This is a genomic window from Streptomyces sp. NPDC025638, assembly GCF_055558775.1.
The window spans coordinates 1-14,602 of the sequence record NZ_JBVHLX010000040.1 but is presented as its reverse complement, the minus strand read 5'-3'; the positions used below and the strand labels follow the sequence as shown (position 1 = coordinate 14,602).

Annotated in this window: 14 protein-coding genes, 1 tRNA gene and 4 pseudogenes; 9 read left to right on the top strand and 10 right to left on the bottom strand. The window is 68.4% G+C overall.

Going from position 1 to position 14,602, the window contains the following annotated elements:
• Positions 1–151 precede the first annotated feature (151 nt).
• From ACZ4EG_RS45340 to ACZ4EG_RS45325, 4 genes and pseudogenes are all read left to right on the top strand, one after another.
• Complete coding sequence (locus tag ACZ4EG_RS45340; protein ID WP_467794876.1) at positions 152–769, top strand: cytochrome P450 family protein; 618 nt, start codon at positions 152–154, stop codon at positions 767–769.
• The gene (locus tag ACZ4EG_RS45335; protein ID WP_453560861.1) at positions 769–960 is read left to right on the top strand and encodes a ferredoxin; all 192 of its coding nucleotides are present in this window, start codon (positions 769–771) and stop codon (positions 958–960) included. Before ACZ4EG_RS45340 ends, ACZ4EG_RS45335 begins: the two co-directional genes overlap by 1 nt.
• A gap of 170 nt (positions 961–1,130) precedes the next feature.
• Positions 1,131–1,295, top strand: a pseudogene (locus ACZ4EG_RS45330) (metallophosphoesterase); the annotation flags it as partial.
• Positions 1,246–1,932, top strand: coding sequence for a 4'-phosphopantetheinyl transferase family protein (locus ACZ4EG_RS45325; RefSeq protein WP_467794875.1), 687 nt, complete (start codon positions 1,246–1,248; stop codon positions 1,930–1,932). The pseudogene ACZ4EG_RS45330 and the gene ACZ4EG_RS45325, both read left to right, overlap by 50 nt.
• Before the next feature lie 20 nt (positions 1,933–1,952).
• Here the strand turns inward: ACZ4EG_RS45325 and ACZ4EG_RS45320 are convergent, their stop codons facing one another.
• The 5 genes from ACZ4EG_RS45320 to ACZ4EG_RS45300 form a co-directional block, all read right to left on the bottom strand.
• Complete coding sequence (locus tag ACZ4EG_RS45320) at positions 1,953–2,291, bottom strand: SDR family oxidoreductase (RefSeq protein WP_467794879.1); 339 nt, start codon at positions 2,289–2,291, stop codon at positions 1,953–1,955.
• 33 nt (positions 2,292–2,324) lie between these two features.
• Positions 2,325–3,089, bottom strand: a complete 765-nt coding sequence (locus ACZ4EG_RS45315; protein ID WP_467794874.1) for a hypothetical protein — start codon at positions 3,087–3,089, stop codon at positions 2,325–2,327.
• A 69-nt stretch (positions 3,090–3,158) separates the two neighbouring features.
• Positions 3,159–4,139, bottom strand: coding sequence for an alpha/beta fold hydrolase (locus ACZ4EG_RS45310; protein WP_467794873.1), 981 nt, complete (start codon positions 4,137–4,139; stop codon positions 3,159–3,161).
• Between the two features lie 239 nt (positions 4,140–4,378).
• Positions 4,379–4,452: transfer RNA gene (locus ACZ4EG_RS45305), tRNA-Met, on the bottom strand.
• A 101-nt stretch (positions 4,453–4,553) separates the two neighbouring features.
• Positions 4,554–4,991 (bottom strand): amidohydrolase family protein, encoded by a 438-nt coding sequence (locus tag ACZ4EG_RS45300; protein ID WP_467794878.1) that lies wholly within the window; start codon positions 4,989–4,991, stop codon positions 4,554–4,556.
• Positions 4,992–5,336: 345 nt separating this feature from the next.
• On the opposite strand from ACZ4EG_RS45300, the pseudogene ACZ4EG_RS45295 reads away from it, so the two are divergent.
• A pseudogene (locus ACZ4EG_RS45295) lies at positions 5,337–5,579 on the top strand (ISAzo13 family transposase); the annotation flags it as partial.
• A 147-nt stretch (positions 5,580–5,726) separates the two neighbouring features.
• Here ACZ4EG_RS45295 and ACZ4EG_RS45290 read toward each other — a convergent pair.
• From ACZ4EG_RS45290 to ACZ4EG_RS45275, 4 genes and pseudogenes are all read right to left on the bottom strand, one after another.
• Positions 5,727–5,912 (bottom strand): hypothetical protein, encoded by a 186-nt coding sequence (locus ACZ4EG_RS45290; RefSeq protein WP_467794872.1) that lies wholly within the window; start codon positions 5,910–5,912, stop codon positions 5,727–5,729.
• 470 nt (positions 5,913–6,382) lie between these two features.
• Positions 6,383–7,495 carry a catalase family protein gene (locus ACZ4EG_RS45285; protein ID WP_453560849.1) on the bottom strand — a complete coding sequence of 371 codons (1,113 nt, stop codon included), beginning with the start codon at positions 7,493–7,495 and terminating at the stop codon, positions 6,383–6,385.
• 235 nt (positions 7,496–7,730) lie between these two features.
• A pseudogene (locus ACZ4EG_RS45280) lies at positions 7,731–7,841 on the bottom strand (IS5/IS1182 family transposase); the annotation flags it as partial.
• Between the two features lie 276 nt (positions 7,842–8,117).
• The gene (locus tag ACZ4EG_RS45275; RefSeq protein WP_453560846.1) at positions 8,118–8,384 is read right to left on the bottom strand and encodes a hypothetical protein; all 267 of its coding nucleotides are present in this window, start codon (positions 8,382–8,384) and stop codon (positions 8,118–8,120) included.
• Positions 8,385–8,540: 156 nt separating this feature from the next.
• Here ACZ4EG_RS45275 and ACZ4EG_RS45270 point away from each other — a divergent pair, with 156 nt between their 5' ends.
• The gene (locus ACZ4EG_RS45270) at positions 8,541–9,953 is read left to right on the top strand and encodes an IS701 family transposase (protein ID WP_467794871.1); all 1,413 of its coding nucleotides are present in this window, start codon (positions 8,541–8,543) and stop codon (positions 9,951–9,953) included.
• Positions 9,954–9,979: 26 nt separating this feature from the next.
• On the opposite strand, the pseudogene ACZ4EG_RS45265 reads toward ACZ4EG_RS45270, so the two are convergent.
• A pseudogene (locus ACZ4EG_RS45265) lies at positions 9,980–10,090 on the bottom strand (IS630 family transposase); the annotation flags it as partial.
• A 616-nt stretch (positions 10,091–10,706) separates the two neighbouring features.
• On the opposite strand from ACZ4EG_RS45265, the gene ACZ4EG_RS45260 reads away from it, so the two are divergent.
• Genes ACZ4EG_RS45260 through ACZ4EG_RS45250 form a run of 3 tightly spaced genes read left to right on the top strand, consistent with a single transcriptional unit; the run spans position 10,707 to position 14,259 of the window.
• A complete protein-coding gene (locus ACZ4EG_RS45260; RefSeq protein ID WP_467794870.1) occupies positions 10,707–11,630 on the top strand; it encodes a cytochrome P450 in 924 nt (307 codons plus the stop codon).
• 2 nt (positions 11,631–11,632) lie between these two features.
• Positions 11,633–13,579: a cytochrome P450 family protein gene (locus ACZ4EG_RS45255; protein WP_467794869.1), complete on the top strand. Its 1,947-nt coding sequence runs from the start codon at positions 11,633–11,635 to the stop codon at positions 13,577–13,579.
• Entirely contained in the window at positions 13,576–14,259 is a 684-nt protein-coding gene (locus tag ACZ4EG_RS45250; protein WP_467794868.1) for an SDR family oxidoreductase, read from the top strand. The genes ACZ4EG_RS45255 and ACZ4EG_RS45250 overlap by 4 nt, the downstream gene beginning before the upstream one ends.
• Positions 14,260–14,602 lie beyond the last annotated feature (343 nt).

Here is a 14,602-nt window from a genome sequence, read left to right as displayed (position 1 = left end):
AATTCTCCTCCGATGATGAGGTCCCAGGTCTTCCATGGAGCATTTGCAGACAGCCGGGAATCACTCAGCGCAGCCCATTCCTACAACGCGCCCCACCGATTGCCCTTTCGACCCGCCCGCTCCCTTCACGCAAACGCGCGAGGAAGGCCCAATGACCCGATTGCGGTACCCAGATGGGCACGTCGGCCACCTGGTCACCGGCCGGCAGACCGCGCGCTCCATGCTGACCGACGCCCGGTTCAGCTCCTTGCCTGCCGGGAAGCGTTCTCCGGTGAAGGTGCCCCGCTGCGAGCTGAGCACTGACGCACTGCCTGCGGGCATGTTCGTCAATACGGACCCGCCCGAGCACACCCACTACCGCCGTCTGCCGAGCCGGCACTTCACCATCCGTCGCGTACGGAAACTCCGCTCGCGCATCCAGGAGATGACGGATCGCCTGCTGGACGAGATGGCGAACAGGGGCGGCCCCGTCGACGAGGTCGTCACGATGTCGCTGCCCGCGGCCAACCGTGACCCGCTGGGCTTCGAAGACCCCGACACCTTCAACATCCGTCGCGGCACGACCCGGAACGTCGGCTTCGGCGGTGATCCTCACCAGTGCATGGGCCACCACTTGGCCCGCCCGGTACTCGCCATCGGCTACGAGTCGTTGCCGCGACACTTTCCCCGGCTTGAACTAGCCGTTCCGGCCAAGGAGATCGGCACCCGGGAGATGATGGTGACGTATGGCGTTCAAGAGCTGCGCGTGCACTGGTGGGGGCACCAGTGATGAGAATCGAGATCGACAAGGACCTCTGCTGCGGCGCAGGCACCTGTGTGCTCGCCGCCCCTGCTGTCTTCGACCAGAGCGACGAGGACGGCACGGTGATCCTGCTCGACGCCGCCCCCGGCGCCGAGCAGCGGGTGGCGGTACAGGAGGCCGCCGAGCGGTGCCCTACAGCGGCCATCAGAATCGTGTGACCGCAGTGCCCTTGAAGGATCCCCGGGACATCGCCGCCGCGGTCGAGCGCCACGCCGATCGCCTCGGCGTGGCCGACCGGGTTCACGGCCCCACACATCTAGATGCTCGCTCCACTACTGATCCCAATGCAGTCGTCAACGCCTGGCTCGTGACTGGTTGTGGTCGCCCCTGGCACAAAGGCGTCCACTTCGAGGAGGTGTCGGTCGAATACCCGCGCGAGTGGCGCAGGTATCCGCAACCGCCGGGACAGCTGCGCCGCAATCTGCCCAGGGAGGACGGGCCCGTTGATCGAGGAACTGCTGCCGGAGTCCGTGGTCACCGTCGAAGCGTACGGCGAGGACGAGGCCAGGAACACGGCTCTGTACCCCGAGGAGGAGGCACTCCTCGCCCAGGCGGGCGCCAAGCGTCGCCGCGAGTTCGCCGTCGTACGCTCCTGCGCCCGCCGCGCCATGGAGGAGCTCGGCGTGCCGCCGCAGCCGATCCTGCCCGGCGAGCGCGGCGCACCCACCTGGCCGGACGGGCTGGCGGGCAGCATGACCCACTGCGACGGCTACTGCGCCGCCACCCTGGTCCGTGCCGCCGACCTGGCCTCACTCGGCATCGACGCCGAACCCCACCAGCCGCTCCCGGACGGCGTCCTGGACGCCGTCTCCCTGCCCACGGAGGCGGAGCGGCTGCGCCGCCTGGCCCTCGACCATCCGGACGTCCACTGGGATCGGCTCCTGTTCAGCGCCAAGGAGTCCGTCTACAAGGCTTGGTACCCCCTCACCGGCAAGTTGCTGGACTTCACCGAGACCGAGACCGACATCTACGTCGTCGCCGACCCCGCCGAGCAGCACAGCGGCGGCTTCCGCGCCCGGTTCCTCGTCCCCGGCCCGTCGGTGGGTGACCGGCGGCTGGACCTCTTCGAGGGCCGGTGGGCCGTCCAGCAGGGGTTGGTGGCGACAGCGGTCAGCGTGCCGCACACCTGACCCCCGACACTGCTACCGCATCAACGTGCACATCGTTTCGTAGCGGCGTGCGCGGGCGCTGCGGCCTTCATCAGCGCGATCGCGCCACGGAGGTTGACGCTGATCACCCGGTCGACCTCGGCCATGTTCTGCTCGGTTAGGGGCCCGGGTATGGGGATGCCTGCGTTGCACACGACCAGGTCCAGGCCCTCGTGGAGGGTGAGGGTGTGCGCGACGCCGTGTTCCGCCGTCGCCGCGTCCGCCAGGTCGCACCCGCCGCCACGCGCGCCTTGGCGATGGACAACCCGATGCCTTCGCTCGCACCGGTGATGAGTGCGACCTTTCCCGCGATTGCCATGAGCCTGCCCTTCCGTTTCGATTGCGGCTTGCTGCTACGGCTGCGGTTTGTGTTGCTACAGCTGCGCTGCGACGGATGCGGGGTTGTTCCGGCGACGCCGGGCGACCGCGGTGGGCAGCCTTCCGTCGCGTACGTTGAGGCTGAGCAGGGTGATGTTCACCGCGCCGCCGAGGAACTCGACGGCCTGGATCACCGAGAACTCCGTACCGAAGTGGCGGTCGGAGGCCAGCACATGGAGTGTGACGGCGCACGGAACGAGGACCAGGAGCCCGATCGCCGCGGCCGCCGAGATCCGGCGCTGCTTGCGCCGGATCAGCGGGGCACGCCGCCGGATCGCGCCTAGGGAACGCCCGGTGCCGCCCGTGATCGCCATGCACGGCACCAGCGCGAACAGGGCGGCTGGGCGGATGCGCGACCAGGTGCCGTCGGCGCCGACCACCAGGTCGGCGTCTTCGGTGGTGCCATCGTCGAGGAGCAGACGCCAGGAGCCGTCCCCGAGCGGGGACCACAGTGACAGTGCAGCCCGGCGGTCCAGAGGGACTGCCGCCGATGTGTTCGGCGGCGTGCCGGATATCAAGCTCCCCGTCCAAGCACAGGAGTCGGTCGGGGTGTCGCCGGTACCTCGGTGCAGCAGCACGTCCTCGCCGCACGGCACCACGTCTCTCGCCGCCCGCTGCAACAGGACTCGGCCACGCCGCAGCGCGACTACGCCGACCCCGTGCTGCCGGTTGGAAAGTTCGGCGTAGACGCGGTCGCCCACCATGGTGAGGGCCTTGCGCACCCCCTGGTACAGGAGGCCGCGGACCCGGTCACTGTCCACCCGCAGCCGGGGGCCCGGCCCTCACCTGGTGCACCGCCCACATCCGTCCCGCGCTGGGCGGCGAGTGCGTCAAGCAGGCAGGGCAGCGAGCCAGTCGGTCAGGAGTCGGTTGACCTCGGCGGGGCGTTCTTGCTGGATCCAGTGGCCGCAGCCGTTGAGGAGGTGGGAGGAGACCAGGCCCGGTAGCGTGACCGGGAAGGCCTCGATCGCGTCGGCCAGCCAGGTCGTGGAAGCGTCCAGGGTGCCGCCGATGAACAGGGACGGCTGGGTGATGGGGGCGCCGTCGAAGGCAGCGAGGTCTTCCCAGTCGCGGTCCATGTTCCGGTAGCGGTTGAGTGCTCCGGTCATGCCGGTGCGTTCGAACTCCCCGGCGTAGACGTCGAGGTCGCTCTCGCTGAGCCAGGCGGGCAGCCGGCCGATGAGGAAGCGGTCGCGCAGCGTTCCGATCCTGCTGACGAAGTGCGGATCGGGAGCGCCGGGTGCGGGCATGGTGTCGGCGGACAGAGCCGCGTAGAAGCCCGCGAGCCAGCCGCGCACATCGGGTTCGATCTCGGCCTCGGCGCGGCCCGGCTCCTGGAAGTACGAGACGTAGAACTCATCGTCCCCGCCCATCCGAGCGAAGACGTCGCTGGGGCGGGGCCCTCCGCGCGGAGTGTAGGGCACGCTCAGCAGTCCCACCGCGTGGAAGACATCCGGCCTGAGCAGGGCCGAGTTCGCCGCGATGGTCGCGCCCCAGTCGTGACCGATGACCACCGCCGACTCCTCGCCCAGGGCGCGCACCACCGCGACGTTGTCCTCCACCAGGTCGAGCATCCGGTACGCATCCGTCGCGGCCGGCTTGGAGGAGCGGCCGTAGCCGCGCACATCGAGGGCGACCGCGCGGTATCCCACCGCCGCGAGTAGCGGCAGCTGATGGCGCCAGGAGTACCAGGATTCCGGGAAGCCGTGGACGAGCAGCACCAGCGGCCCGCTTCCCTGCTCCGCGACGTGAATCCAGCCTCCCGGCGAGGAGACCAACCGGTGTGTGATCTCCGCAACGTGCTGCGACATGCGTCTCCTCCAGGACCGTCGGTCTACTGTGCGCCAGGACGGCTCCCTCCCGCCGTTCCGTTGGCTCGACCCCGATCGTGCGGAAGACCCTGCCCAGAAGACGAGTGCGTTTGCCGATTCGGCAAGCCCGGCCCTCGACAGCGGCACCGACACCGTCGGCCGTCTGGCGCGATCAGCTTGCCTGGCCTGCATGGCGTATGACGCGGGCCCGCCGCATCACGCGACGGGCCCGGTCTTCGTGGCCGAGGCGGGATTTGAACCCGCGACCTCTGGGTTATGAGCCCAGCGAGCTGCCTACCTGCTCCACCCGGCGACCTTCACTGTAGGACGCCAAGCACGCGCGGAGCGAGCGATTTCCGCGTTTCTCTGAGCCTCAGCAGACCGTTGTGGGCAGCGGTCGGCTGAGGCGAAGTGTCAAGCCCAGTCGCGCTGTTGCCTGCTGGCGGCAACGTGCCCGGTCAGCTTTTCCCAGTTGCCGGATCCGATCGCGGCCTTTTCCTCGTGGGTGAAGGGCGCCTGTTCAAGGAACGAGCGGGCGACGTCGTTGGCGGTGTCCAGGAAGGGGAATCCACCGGGGCGGGTGCCGAAGGTGTAGGGGTAGTCGGTCGAGTACATCATGCGCTCGGGGCCGACGACCTCGGACGTCCACCTCATGTAGCGCTCGCTGACCGTGCCGCTGCCGCACACCCAGAAGTTCTGCGTGAAGTAGTCGGCGAGCGGGCGCTCGAGCTTGGCGTTGTGCGCCAGGATCCCGGTGTGGTCGAGATAGAACAGGACGACCTCGCCCCAGTGTCCGGCGATCACCTGCAACGCGGGGTGCCGGTCGAAAACCCGGGCGAAGATCATCCGCAGGTACTGGATACCCAGGTCGTAGTACCAGCCAAGCCCCGCTGTCGCGAGCCCGGGTGAGGAGGGGGACTACCCCCTCCGCCTTGGGAATCTCATACAAGATCAAGAAGAGTACGACCCCGCCCCAGCACTCCAGTCCGGGTAGGCAGCGACGAGTCTCATCTGCGGCCTGTCGACCACGTGGAGCTGGTGCCGGAGGGCCAAGAGGGCTTTTACCTCGTGTTGAACGAGAACGGCTGACCGCGAGAGGTCGTCTCGTCGTCCGCCTGGGCGGTAGCCGCGGCCCCTCGAGGGTTTGTGGGACTGTGGCGCCATACCGGCCTCTTTGTCGGACGGCAACGTCAAAAACAGGTCCTGGCGGCCGTGCTCCACCTGCGGGTCGCCCTGGCCGCAGAACCCCTCGCCGTGCTGTTCGACAGCAGCCGGACCGCCATGCACCGCACACTGCTGAAGATCAGAAGATTGCTCAGGGCACACGACGTCGTCATCCCGTCAGCGGCCACCCCGCCCGCCGCCCTCGCCGTCCTCCAAGCTCGGGTTCGTACCCAGAGCAATGACCCCAACAACAAGATCAAGACGAGGTGTCATTGATCTGCAAGCCCTAGCTGCAGGCAGCAAGCGGCCCCGGTGCCGGGTGGTACCGGGGCCGCGACCGGCACGAGTCCGCACGAGGGAACAGGGACTCGCACACGCGTCACGGGATAAACGCACCCCTGACAGCGGAGGTCACGGTCCCGATCAAGCAGCCGTATCGGCTTGCCAGGCACCCACCACCCGCTCGCCCTCGGCAGCATGCTCCTGGAGCACGACGGCCGCGCCCAGCAGGCTGCCGCACGGGACGATCCACGACGCGAACATCCGCTCCGCCGTCGACCGGGCATCCCACCACCCCTGCATGACCGTCCGGCCCGCGGTCGGCAGCATGAGGTGGTACCGGGGCGATGTCCGCAACGGGCCCCGGGCCCGCAGGTCGGCGTTCAGGGAGTGCGGGCAGCCGCCGGCGGTCGACGACGTGGGCGGGCGCGGGAGCGGGGGTGTGGGAGGACAAGCCGGGACTCCTGACGGTACGGACGAATACCGGTCAGCAGTGTGGCGTCGAAGGCCGGTTGTACAAGTCCATCCCGCCCCCGGCCCATCCAGCCCGGCTGACTTTTGAAGCCGGAGCCCGGCAACTCCAGCCTCGCCAGCGGTGTGACGTCGGGGGGTGTGGTCGGGTAGCCGGATCACGTTGCCGTGACCCGGCTCCCTCAGAACGGACGTGCGGGACCACACTCCCGCCGGCCGTCCCCCGCTCCCGCACCTGGCTGTCGCGCGCCCCTGGCTGCCCAGCGGGCCGGTGGACGGCGGTGCGGGCCCGCTGGATCCGTGCGGCGGCGGGGCGCGACCGCCGCAGCTCAGCCCAGCAGCTCAGCGCTGCCGGCCGGTTCGCGCCGCTCTTGTCCGTTCATGCGGTGCCGTTCGATGGACGAGCGCCGGTACACCTCCTGCCGCACCCGCTGAATCTCGCCGATGGGCCGGTGTTCCTCGCGTGATCGCCACGGCGTGATCGACGTGGCATCGGCGGCCACCAGGTTGTCATGCCCGCCGACATCCTGGCGCGGGAGATCCACCCGGGCGACCGTCACCCAGGGGGACAGGTCCTCGGGCCACTTCACGGACGTGTTGTCCACCGGCATACGGGCCAGATCGGTGTTGAGCTGGACTTGGAGCTCAAAGGAGTGGTCTCGCTCCGCGGCCTCGGCCACCAGGGTGCGGCGGAATGCCTCATTGTCCGCTCGCACGTCCACGATCTGGTGCGCGAGGGCGGCCAGGGACGCGGCGGTCGGCACGGTACGGATCTTCGCAATGTGGTCGCCGTAACGGAAAGCGCCCATGCTGTTGTAGTTGTACGACAGCAGGTTCCTGCGCGGGACACTGGTGAACGACAGCATGGCGAGCAGTTCGTCCCACAGCCAGCTGTCGGGATCGGTGAGCGTCTGCCGGCGGGTCAGGAACTCCGCCATCCACGTCTTGCGGCGGCCTGGGTCCACGAGGGCCTCGGGCAATTCGGCGAACAAATCCTCGATCACCATGTAGTCGTAGGCCGTGTTCGCGAAGAAGACATCGTTGTTGATCAGGTTGAGGTCGAAGGTGCCGCTGTCTCGTTCGTCGGCCAGCAGCGAGGGGCCGGCAACTCCGAACAGCTTGATGCCCATTCCGCACGCCGCGCCCAACTGGTGGTCGGGGCGGTCGTGACCCAAGCCGTTCGAGTAGCGGACGACAGCGTCGTACGCAGTCGGCTGGGCGAAGATGCCCTGCCCGTAGAAGCCAGGGTTATCACCAACCGCGACCGTGGCCTTGAGGAGGCCATAGGTCTTTCCATGGGCAGCGCGGACGGCGCGGCCGACGGTCTCGCGCTCGACCGAGGCGCGAGTACGACGCGCCACCTGGGCAACGACTGCTTCCATCTCCTCCTGGTAGGACGGGTGTTCGGTGGGTCGGTAGTCCTCGTAGCGGACGGGATTCATTGCGCCGCCTCCCTCTCGTGGGGGTACTATCCACAGACACTAGTGCACAATTTGATTGTGCACAATGTAACTGTCGGCTATCACACGTGCCCGGCACCGATAAGCGATGCTGGCTGCTCGTGGGTGCCAGCTGGTTGGGATGCGGCTCGGAGCGGACGACGGACAGACCTGAACGGCTCCCACAAGCAGTCCAGTCCCCATTGCCTGATCGTGAAGGAAGGGCCGCCCCTGCAGACGACCAGTCGGCCACACCGACAGCGCCGGAGTAGTGCTGGACATGGGGCAGCAATCGGTCCCCAGTGCCGTCGGCGGACCCGTGCTGGAAGCGTTCGTAGACCGTCTTCCAGTGGAGGCCAGCCGCTCCCCCGCCTCTTCGACGGGGCGAAGTCGACGTTATCCAGGTCTATGTGCTCGCAGTCGTTCATGACCGTGGCAACGTCCCAGGCTGCCTTGCGGTCACACTCGCCCACACGGGTGCGGCCCCGACCGGGAGCCGGATGCTGTTGGTTAATGCCGCAGAACTGCCCGCTGTTCGCGTATGAGTGCGGGGGCGATCCACGCCTCAGGCAGCAGATCTGTGCGCAGCAGGGGGCCAGGATGGCCGGGTGCACCTTGTCGTTCTTCAACCGGGCGACGCGATCACCTTGCACTGCAACGGGTGCGCCAGGTGCGGCTCGAAGCCGTAGTCCTGGAGCAGCTCGATGAGCCAGCCCCAGCCGAACGCGGCCTCGAACGCCACCGGTGTGCCCACGGGCAGGCCACCGATCACTCCCAGCACCGTCTCGCGCCCGTTGGGCACGTTCCGGTTCACCACCGTCCGGCCGCTCTCGTTCATCACGGCGATCTGCGACCGGCGACGATGCACGTCGATATCGACGTGAGCCTGCATCGCGGGCCTCCTGAACCGGCTCGGCCCCCACCCAAAAGTGCTCCGAACGCACCACAAGGGGAAGCCCCAGCCCTCATAGCGGTGGTTTGTTGACGGCGGGTTGGGGTGGGAGTACGCCGGACGGTGAGGGTTTTGCTCGCTGTCCAGGGGGCCGTGATGACCAAGCGCGTGCCGTGCCCACCCGCTCCGGGGCCGCTGGAGGGCTATGCCGCGCGTTTCGATGATCTGTTCTCCACGCTGGCACAGCGGCGTGGGTTTCGCGCGTACCTGGCCGGGCTGCTGCTGCCCAGGGACCGGAACAAGACGCTGACCTGCCTGGCCGGTACGGAACCCGTCGTCGGTGCCCAGCACGCGGCGGTGCAGCGGCTGCAGTTCTTTCTTACAGAGTCCACCTGGGACCAGGACGCGGTCAACGCCCGCCGGCTGGAGCTGCTGCTTGCCGACCCGGCCACCACCCCGCACCCGGGCGGGGTACTGGTGGTTGACGACTCCGGTGACCGCAAGGACGGTAGCGCGACAGCGCACGTGGGCACGCAGTACCTCGGTTCGGTCGGGAAGATCGACCGCGGTGTGGTCACGGTCACCACCTGCTGGGCGGATGAGCGGGCCTACTACCCGCTGCACGCCCGCCCCTACACCCCCGCCCACCACTTCCCGCGCGGGAAGAATGATCCCGAGTTCCGTACGAAGCTGCAGATCGGAGCCTGTCTGGCACGTCAGGCCACAGACGCGGGGGTGTCCTTCCGGGCAGTGGCAGCCGACTGCGCTTACGGCGACCACGACAGCTTCCGCAGCGAACTGTCCGCCGCCCACCTGCCGTTCGTGATGGCCCTCAAACGCGGCCACGGCACATGGCAGTACAAAGACGCCTTTCGGCCCGTGGACGCCGCCCGCGAACTGGCCTGGTACGGCCCCGAAAACCCGGTGACTGGCAACCGGTCACCCGCACTTTCCGCGACGGACGCACCACCACCTGGTGGGCCGCCGACGCCCCAGCTGGGCTGGTGGGGACCCAACGGCGCGATCCGGCTGGTCGTGGCCACCACCGACCGGGCCACCCTGCCCGAGAATGCCACCTGGTACCTGGCCACCAACCTGCCCCGCCCCGGCTCACCCCGCGAACAGCGCAGCCGGCACCCGGCCGCCGACCTGACCGAAGTCGTGCGGATCTACGGGCTGCGGCACTGGGTCGAGCAGAGCTACAAACAAGTCAAGGACGAACTCGGCTGGGCCGACTTCCAAGTCCGCTCCGATACCGCCATCCGACGCCACCAGACCCTCGTGAACTGCGCTTCAGCTTCTGCTGGAACACCTGGTTCGCCACACCCCCACCCCTTCAAGCCGCCTCCGCCGCCGGGTCCTGACGCGCTGCCAGACCCGTTAGAGAGGGGGAGAACCGATATCCCAGCAGCCCCAACCGGCCTGCTGGCCCCGAGCACTCCGGGCCGTCCGTGGCTGGCTGACGCCCTGGGCCACGCTGCAACGCTACTGGCGGGCATGGTCGACGAGGCCCCCGCCCGCAGCACTCCAGGAACTGATCAACTCCGTCGGCAGCGGCAGACCTCTTGACCTCTACTGCCCGGTCTAACAAACCACCGATAGGACAGGTAGGCATGCAGCGCGCGGGTCTGGACCGTGTGGTTCGGATGGTCCCAGTTGGCAAGGGTGAACTGCCGCCGCGGTCGTAAGTGCGCCTCGGTCGGGTTGTCCTCCAGTATGTGAAGTCCGCGCCTGGCCCGTCACCGATGTGCCACAGCCGCCCTCTGGGCCGTTGTCCGGGCCACGTCGCCGCGTGAAGGGCTCATACGCCGGCTGCCGAAACCAGCCCGCCTCGGCGCCACAGTGCACTCGTCGGCCTACTACGTTTCCGTCAGGGTGAGAGTTTGCTGCCGAAATCGTGGCATCCCTGCTCAGCGCGGTGACGGACGGCGGCGCATCACCCATTTGGAGTACTCCGGTCGTGCGCCGAGTCGCACGTCACCCGTTCGGAGTTGTCAATGGGGATGGGCTGACACGAGGCCTCGTTCATCGCCCCGAGGGGTTGATGCCATGGGAATCAGAGACTCCGTCGATGTTCTTGCGGATGTGCATGCCGGCGACCCGTACCCCGTCTACGAACGACTGCGTGAGACCGAACCGGTGTACCAGTGCCGGAGCGGCACCTATCTCCTGACGCGTTACTCAGACTGCTGGAGCGTACTGACCGAACGCAAGCTCTTCCTCGCGCCAGGTGCTCACCGGCCGTCCAGGGGAACGGCCGGACATGCCGCGCCGGTGCTGTCCCGTGTCATGAGCTCGCAGAATCCTCCCCGGCACACGAGAATGCGTGCGGCAGTGGCCCGGCGGTTCGCCGAGCACGTACGTCGTCGGCAGCCGTGGCTCAGCGCACTCTGCGACCACCTGCTCGAACCCGTGGCCGAAACGCTGCGCCACGGCGGCGTCGCCGACATGACCCCTGCCGCCGAGGCCTTCCCACGCGACACGATCATGCACCTCCTGGGACTGCCCCGGACGGACCGAGAGCTGGTCTCGACGCTCGTCGCCGACATCTTTCCGACCTCGGGGCCACTGCCCGGAGAGGAAGGCGACGGCGCGGCGGCGATGCGACGGCTCACCGACTACCTCCAAGGGGAAGTGGCCCGCAGGCGCCGTACGCCCGGCGACGATCTGACGTCCGAACTCGTCCATGTGCACACCGCCCGTCCCGAGGCCCTGCCGCACGACGAACTGGTCAGCATTCTCACGGGCCTCACGGTCGCCGGATTCCCGCAGATCGCTGCGGGAATCGAGGCAGGAATCGTCCTGATGATCCGGCACCCCGAGCGTGCGGTCTTCTTGGACGACCCCGTCCGTGCCCGGATGTTCGTCGACGAGCTGCTCCGCTACGACGCACCGGTGCAGTTCACCCCCGCCCCGCGCATTCCCGCCAGGAAGGTGGTCATCGGCGGCGTGACGATACCGGCGGGCGCGCGGGTCTGGCCGGTGCTGGGCGCCGCCAACCGGGATCCCGCTGTGTACTCCCGGCCGGACGAGTTCCTGCCGGGACGCGGCGAGCCACGTCATCTGAGCTTCGGTGGAGGCGCCCACTACTGCCTCGGCGCCGAACTTGTGCACCTCGAGATCGGGATGCTGTTGCAGTGGCTTCGGCAGCGACTCCCCGATCTCGCCCAGGCACAGCCTCCTGCCCCGAGGTACGGGCGGCTGCGCGGGTTCACGTCCCTCCCCGTCATACGAACGGAGCGCTGATCGTGACGAACCGCAGAAGTCCCGGCACATGCCCGGAGAGCATGCAGGTCTTGCTGGAGCGCACCGCCTGCGCCACGTTCCTCGACGCCGCACTCGGTGTCTACGAAGGGATCAGACCGGGCTGCCCCTACCCGTGCTTCGGCGTGCTGGTCGGCAGTCTGCACAGTGGCACAGCCCGCGTCGAGCGCGTCGAGTTCGGCCGCAACGTGCGGGCCACCGACAGCGCGGCCCTGGGAGAGTTCGCGGAATGCATCGTGCCCTGCTTCGGGAGGGCTTACGAGAACCCACATCGCGGGTACTGGTGCGATTCAACCGACTTGCTGCGCATCCTGCGGGGCGCCGAGGCGGACGGCCTGGACATCCTCGGGTCGATCCACCTCCACCCCGACTGGCACAACATCGACTCAACGGGCGGAGGGCCGCCACTGAGCGAGCACCCAACGCGTATGGACACGTACGTGTTCACCAATACCGGGTGGCCGGTCAACCTCATCTGCTACCTGGAGCGACTCAACTGCAGCATGTACCACGCGTGGGGTGCTTGGACCCCGAACGCCGCCAACCCCTCGAACCCCCGTTGCGACGCGCTGCCGGTGCGCCTGGCCCTGCCCGCCCATGCCCGGGGCAACGGACAACCAGCGACCGCGCGGGATGCAGGTCCCGTGAACTCGGAGCAGGTCAACAGCGTTGTCACCCGCCCCACGCCGCCTCCGGGACCTGGGGATGCCCACCATGCCACCGATCTCATGGATCAGCAGGGCTATGTCGATGCCCCCTATGAGTTGCTCGCCGGCTGGCGCGCCGAACGCCCCGTACAGCGCGTGATGTTCGCCGGCGCTCCTGTGTGGCTCGTCACGCGCCACGAGGACATCCGGATGGCGAGCAAGGATCCACGGCTGAGCAACGATCCGGCACATGGCAACAAGACCGTCCAGTCCGCCCCGTGGGCCTTCGCCAACGAGACCTACACCGTCACACGCAACATGCTCCGCTCCGACCCCCCGGACCACACCAGACTGCGGGCCCTGGTGGCAAGTGAGTTCGCCCCGGGCCGCATCGAGGCCCTGCGTCCCCGCATCCAGGAGATCACCGACGACCTCCTCGCCCCGATCCTTCCGCTGGGGCGCCTGGACGTCATCACCGACTTCGCCAAGCGCCTGCCGCTCACCGTCATCTCCGAAGTGCTCGGCGTGCCGGCCGAAGGGCGGGACACCTTCGCGCGTCTGGCCGGCGTCTACGTCGAGATGAGCGCGGGCGACCACGGCCGCATGCCCCGCGCCGCCTGCGAGATGCGGGACTACCTCATCGGACTGCTGAAGGAGAAGAGGGAGGCCACCACCGGCGCCGACGGCCTGCTGGGGCGCCTTCTCGCGGGCGATCACCAGGAGGAGGAGCTGATCGCCATGTCCTTCCTCCTGCTGGTGGCCGGTTTCGAGACGACCGCGAACCTCATCGGCAACGGCGTACTGGCCCTGCTGGAGCACCCCGAGCAACTGGCGATGCTCCGCGCACAGCCACACCTCATGGGGCAGGCGATCGAGGAGATCCTCCGCTGGAACGGCCCCATCAAGATGGCGCCCGTCCTGCGGTTCACGACCTGCAACGTACAGATCGGAGACGTCACCGTTCCCGGTGGCGGAGAGGCCGTACTCCTGTCCTACGGCGCCGGCAACCGCGATCCCGCTCGTTTCGCCGAACCCGACCGGTTCGACATCCGCCGCGACAGCCGGGGACACCTCGCCTTCGGACACGGGATCCACCACTGCCTGGGCGCGCCGCTCGGCAAAGCGGAAGCCACCATCGGGCTGCGCAGCCTTCTGGAACGCTGCGACGAACTGGCCCTCGCGACCGACCCTGGCGAACTGACCTGGGGGTACAGCCGGTTCATGCGTGGACTGACCAGCCTGCCGGTCACCTTCCGGCCCATCGCACGAGGTGCCACACCATGACCACCCTACGACCGCGCGCCCTCGTGACCGGCGCCTCCCGGGGGATCGGCGCCGCAATCGCCCGTGCCCTCGCCCCCACGCACGACGTGCTCCTCGGCGGCCGGGACGCCCGGTTGCTCGAGGCGCTCGCCCACAAGTTGCCGGGAGACGCCGGCCCCTGGGTGGTCGACCTGGCGGATCCCGGGGGACTCGCCCGGGCCACGACGGACATCGACCGACTGGACGTGCTCGTACACAACGCGGCCATCGCGGAACCCGGCACCATCGCCGACACCTCGCTCGACGCGTGGCAGCGCGTCTTCGCCGTCAACGTCTTCTCCACCGCCGAACTCACCCGGCTGCTCCTGCCGCCCCTACGCCGGGGCCGAGGACATGTGGTCCTGATCAACGCGGGGTCCGGCCTCCAGATCAAGTCGCGGCGCGGCGCCTACGCCGCCAGCAAGTACGCGCTGCGAGCGTTCGCAGAGGCCCTTCAAGCAGAGGAGAGCCCCAACGGAGTCCGAGTGACGTCGATCCACCCGGGCCCGACAGACACCGAGTTGCAACGCAGGGTGGCCGAACTGGCCGGCCGCGAGTACCGCCCCGAGCAGTTCCTGCGACCCGAGTCGGTGGCCGCCGTCGTACTCAACGCGGTACAGGCACCTGCGGACGCGACGGTGTCCAGTACCGTCATCGACTGATGGCTGTTCCATGTCCCCGCTCACGGGTCGGCCGCCACTGACGGCCACTGTTTTTGAACTCTCCGACGAGAGCTGCTTCTTCTTGGTGTCCACACCGACCACCGGTCGGCCGGCATCCCGGCGCTGGCCCGGCCACCGCACCCGGCTGACCTTGCTTGCGTTGGTGCATCACGGCCGCAGGTGCGACAAGAAGTGCCCGCGGTCGGCTGAGCCGCCTTCCGTTTCCCTTCGTACACACCTGACCTCTAAGCTTGGCGTTTATCCTCGGCGGGTTTCGTGTTCCTTGATCGTGTCGGCGCGTTTGACGGTCTTGCCGACGTCGTGACGCTTGGCTCGGTGTCTG

Coding starts and splice junctions, on each gene's coding strand:
- ACZ4EG_RS45285 (WP_453560849.1), bottom strand. CDS start 7,495: ATGAATCCCGTCCGCTACGAGGACTACCGACCCACCGAACACCCGTCC.
- ACZ4EG_RS45310 (WP_467794873.1), bottom strand. CDS start 4,139: ATGTCGCAGCACGTTGCGGAGATCACACACCGGTTGGTCTCCTCGCCG.
- ACZ4EG_RS45250 (WP_467794868.1), top strand. CDS start 13,576: ATGACCACCCTACGACCGCGCGCCCTCGTGACCGGCGCCTCCCGGGGG.
- ACZ4EG_RS45270 (WP_467794871.1), top strand. CDS start 8,541: ATGACCAAGCGCGTGCCGTGCCCACCCGCTCCGGGGCCGCTGGAGGGC.
- ACZ4EG_RS45275 (WP_453560846.1), bottom strand. CDS start 8,384: ATGCAGGCTCACGTCGATATCGACGTGCATCGTCGCCGGTCGCAGATC.
- ACZ4EG_RS45260 (WP_467794870.1), top strand. CDS start 10,707: ATGCGTGCGGCAGTGGCCCGGCGGTTCGCCGAGCACGTACGTCGTCGG.
- ACZ4EG_RS45340 (WP_467794876.1), top strand. CDS start 152: ATGACCCGATTGCGGTACCCAGATGGGCACGTCGGCCACCTGGTCACC.
- ACZ4EG_RS45290 (WP_467794872.1), bottom strand. CDS start 5,912: ATGCTGCCGACCGCGGGCCGGACGGTCATGCAGGGGTGGTGGGATGCC.
- ACZ4EG_RS45335 (WP_453560861.1), top strand. CDS start 769: ATGAGAATCGAGATCGACAAGGACCTCTGCTGCGGCGCAGGCACCTGT.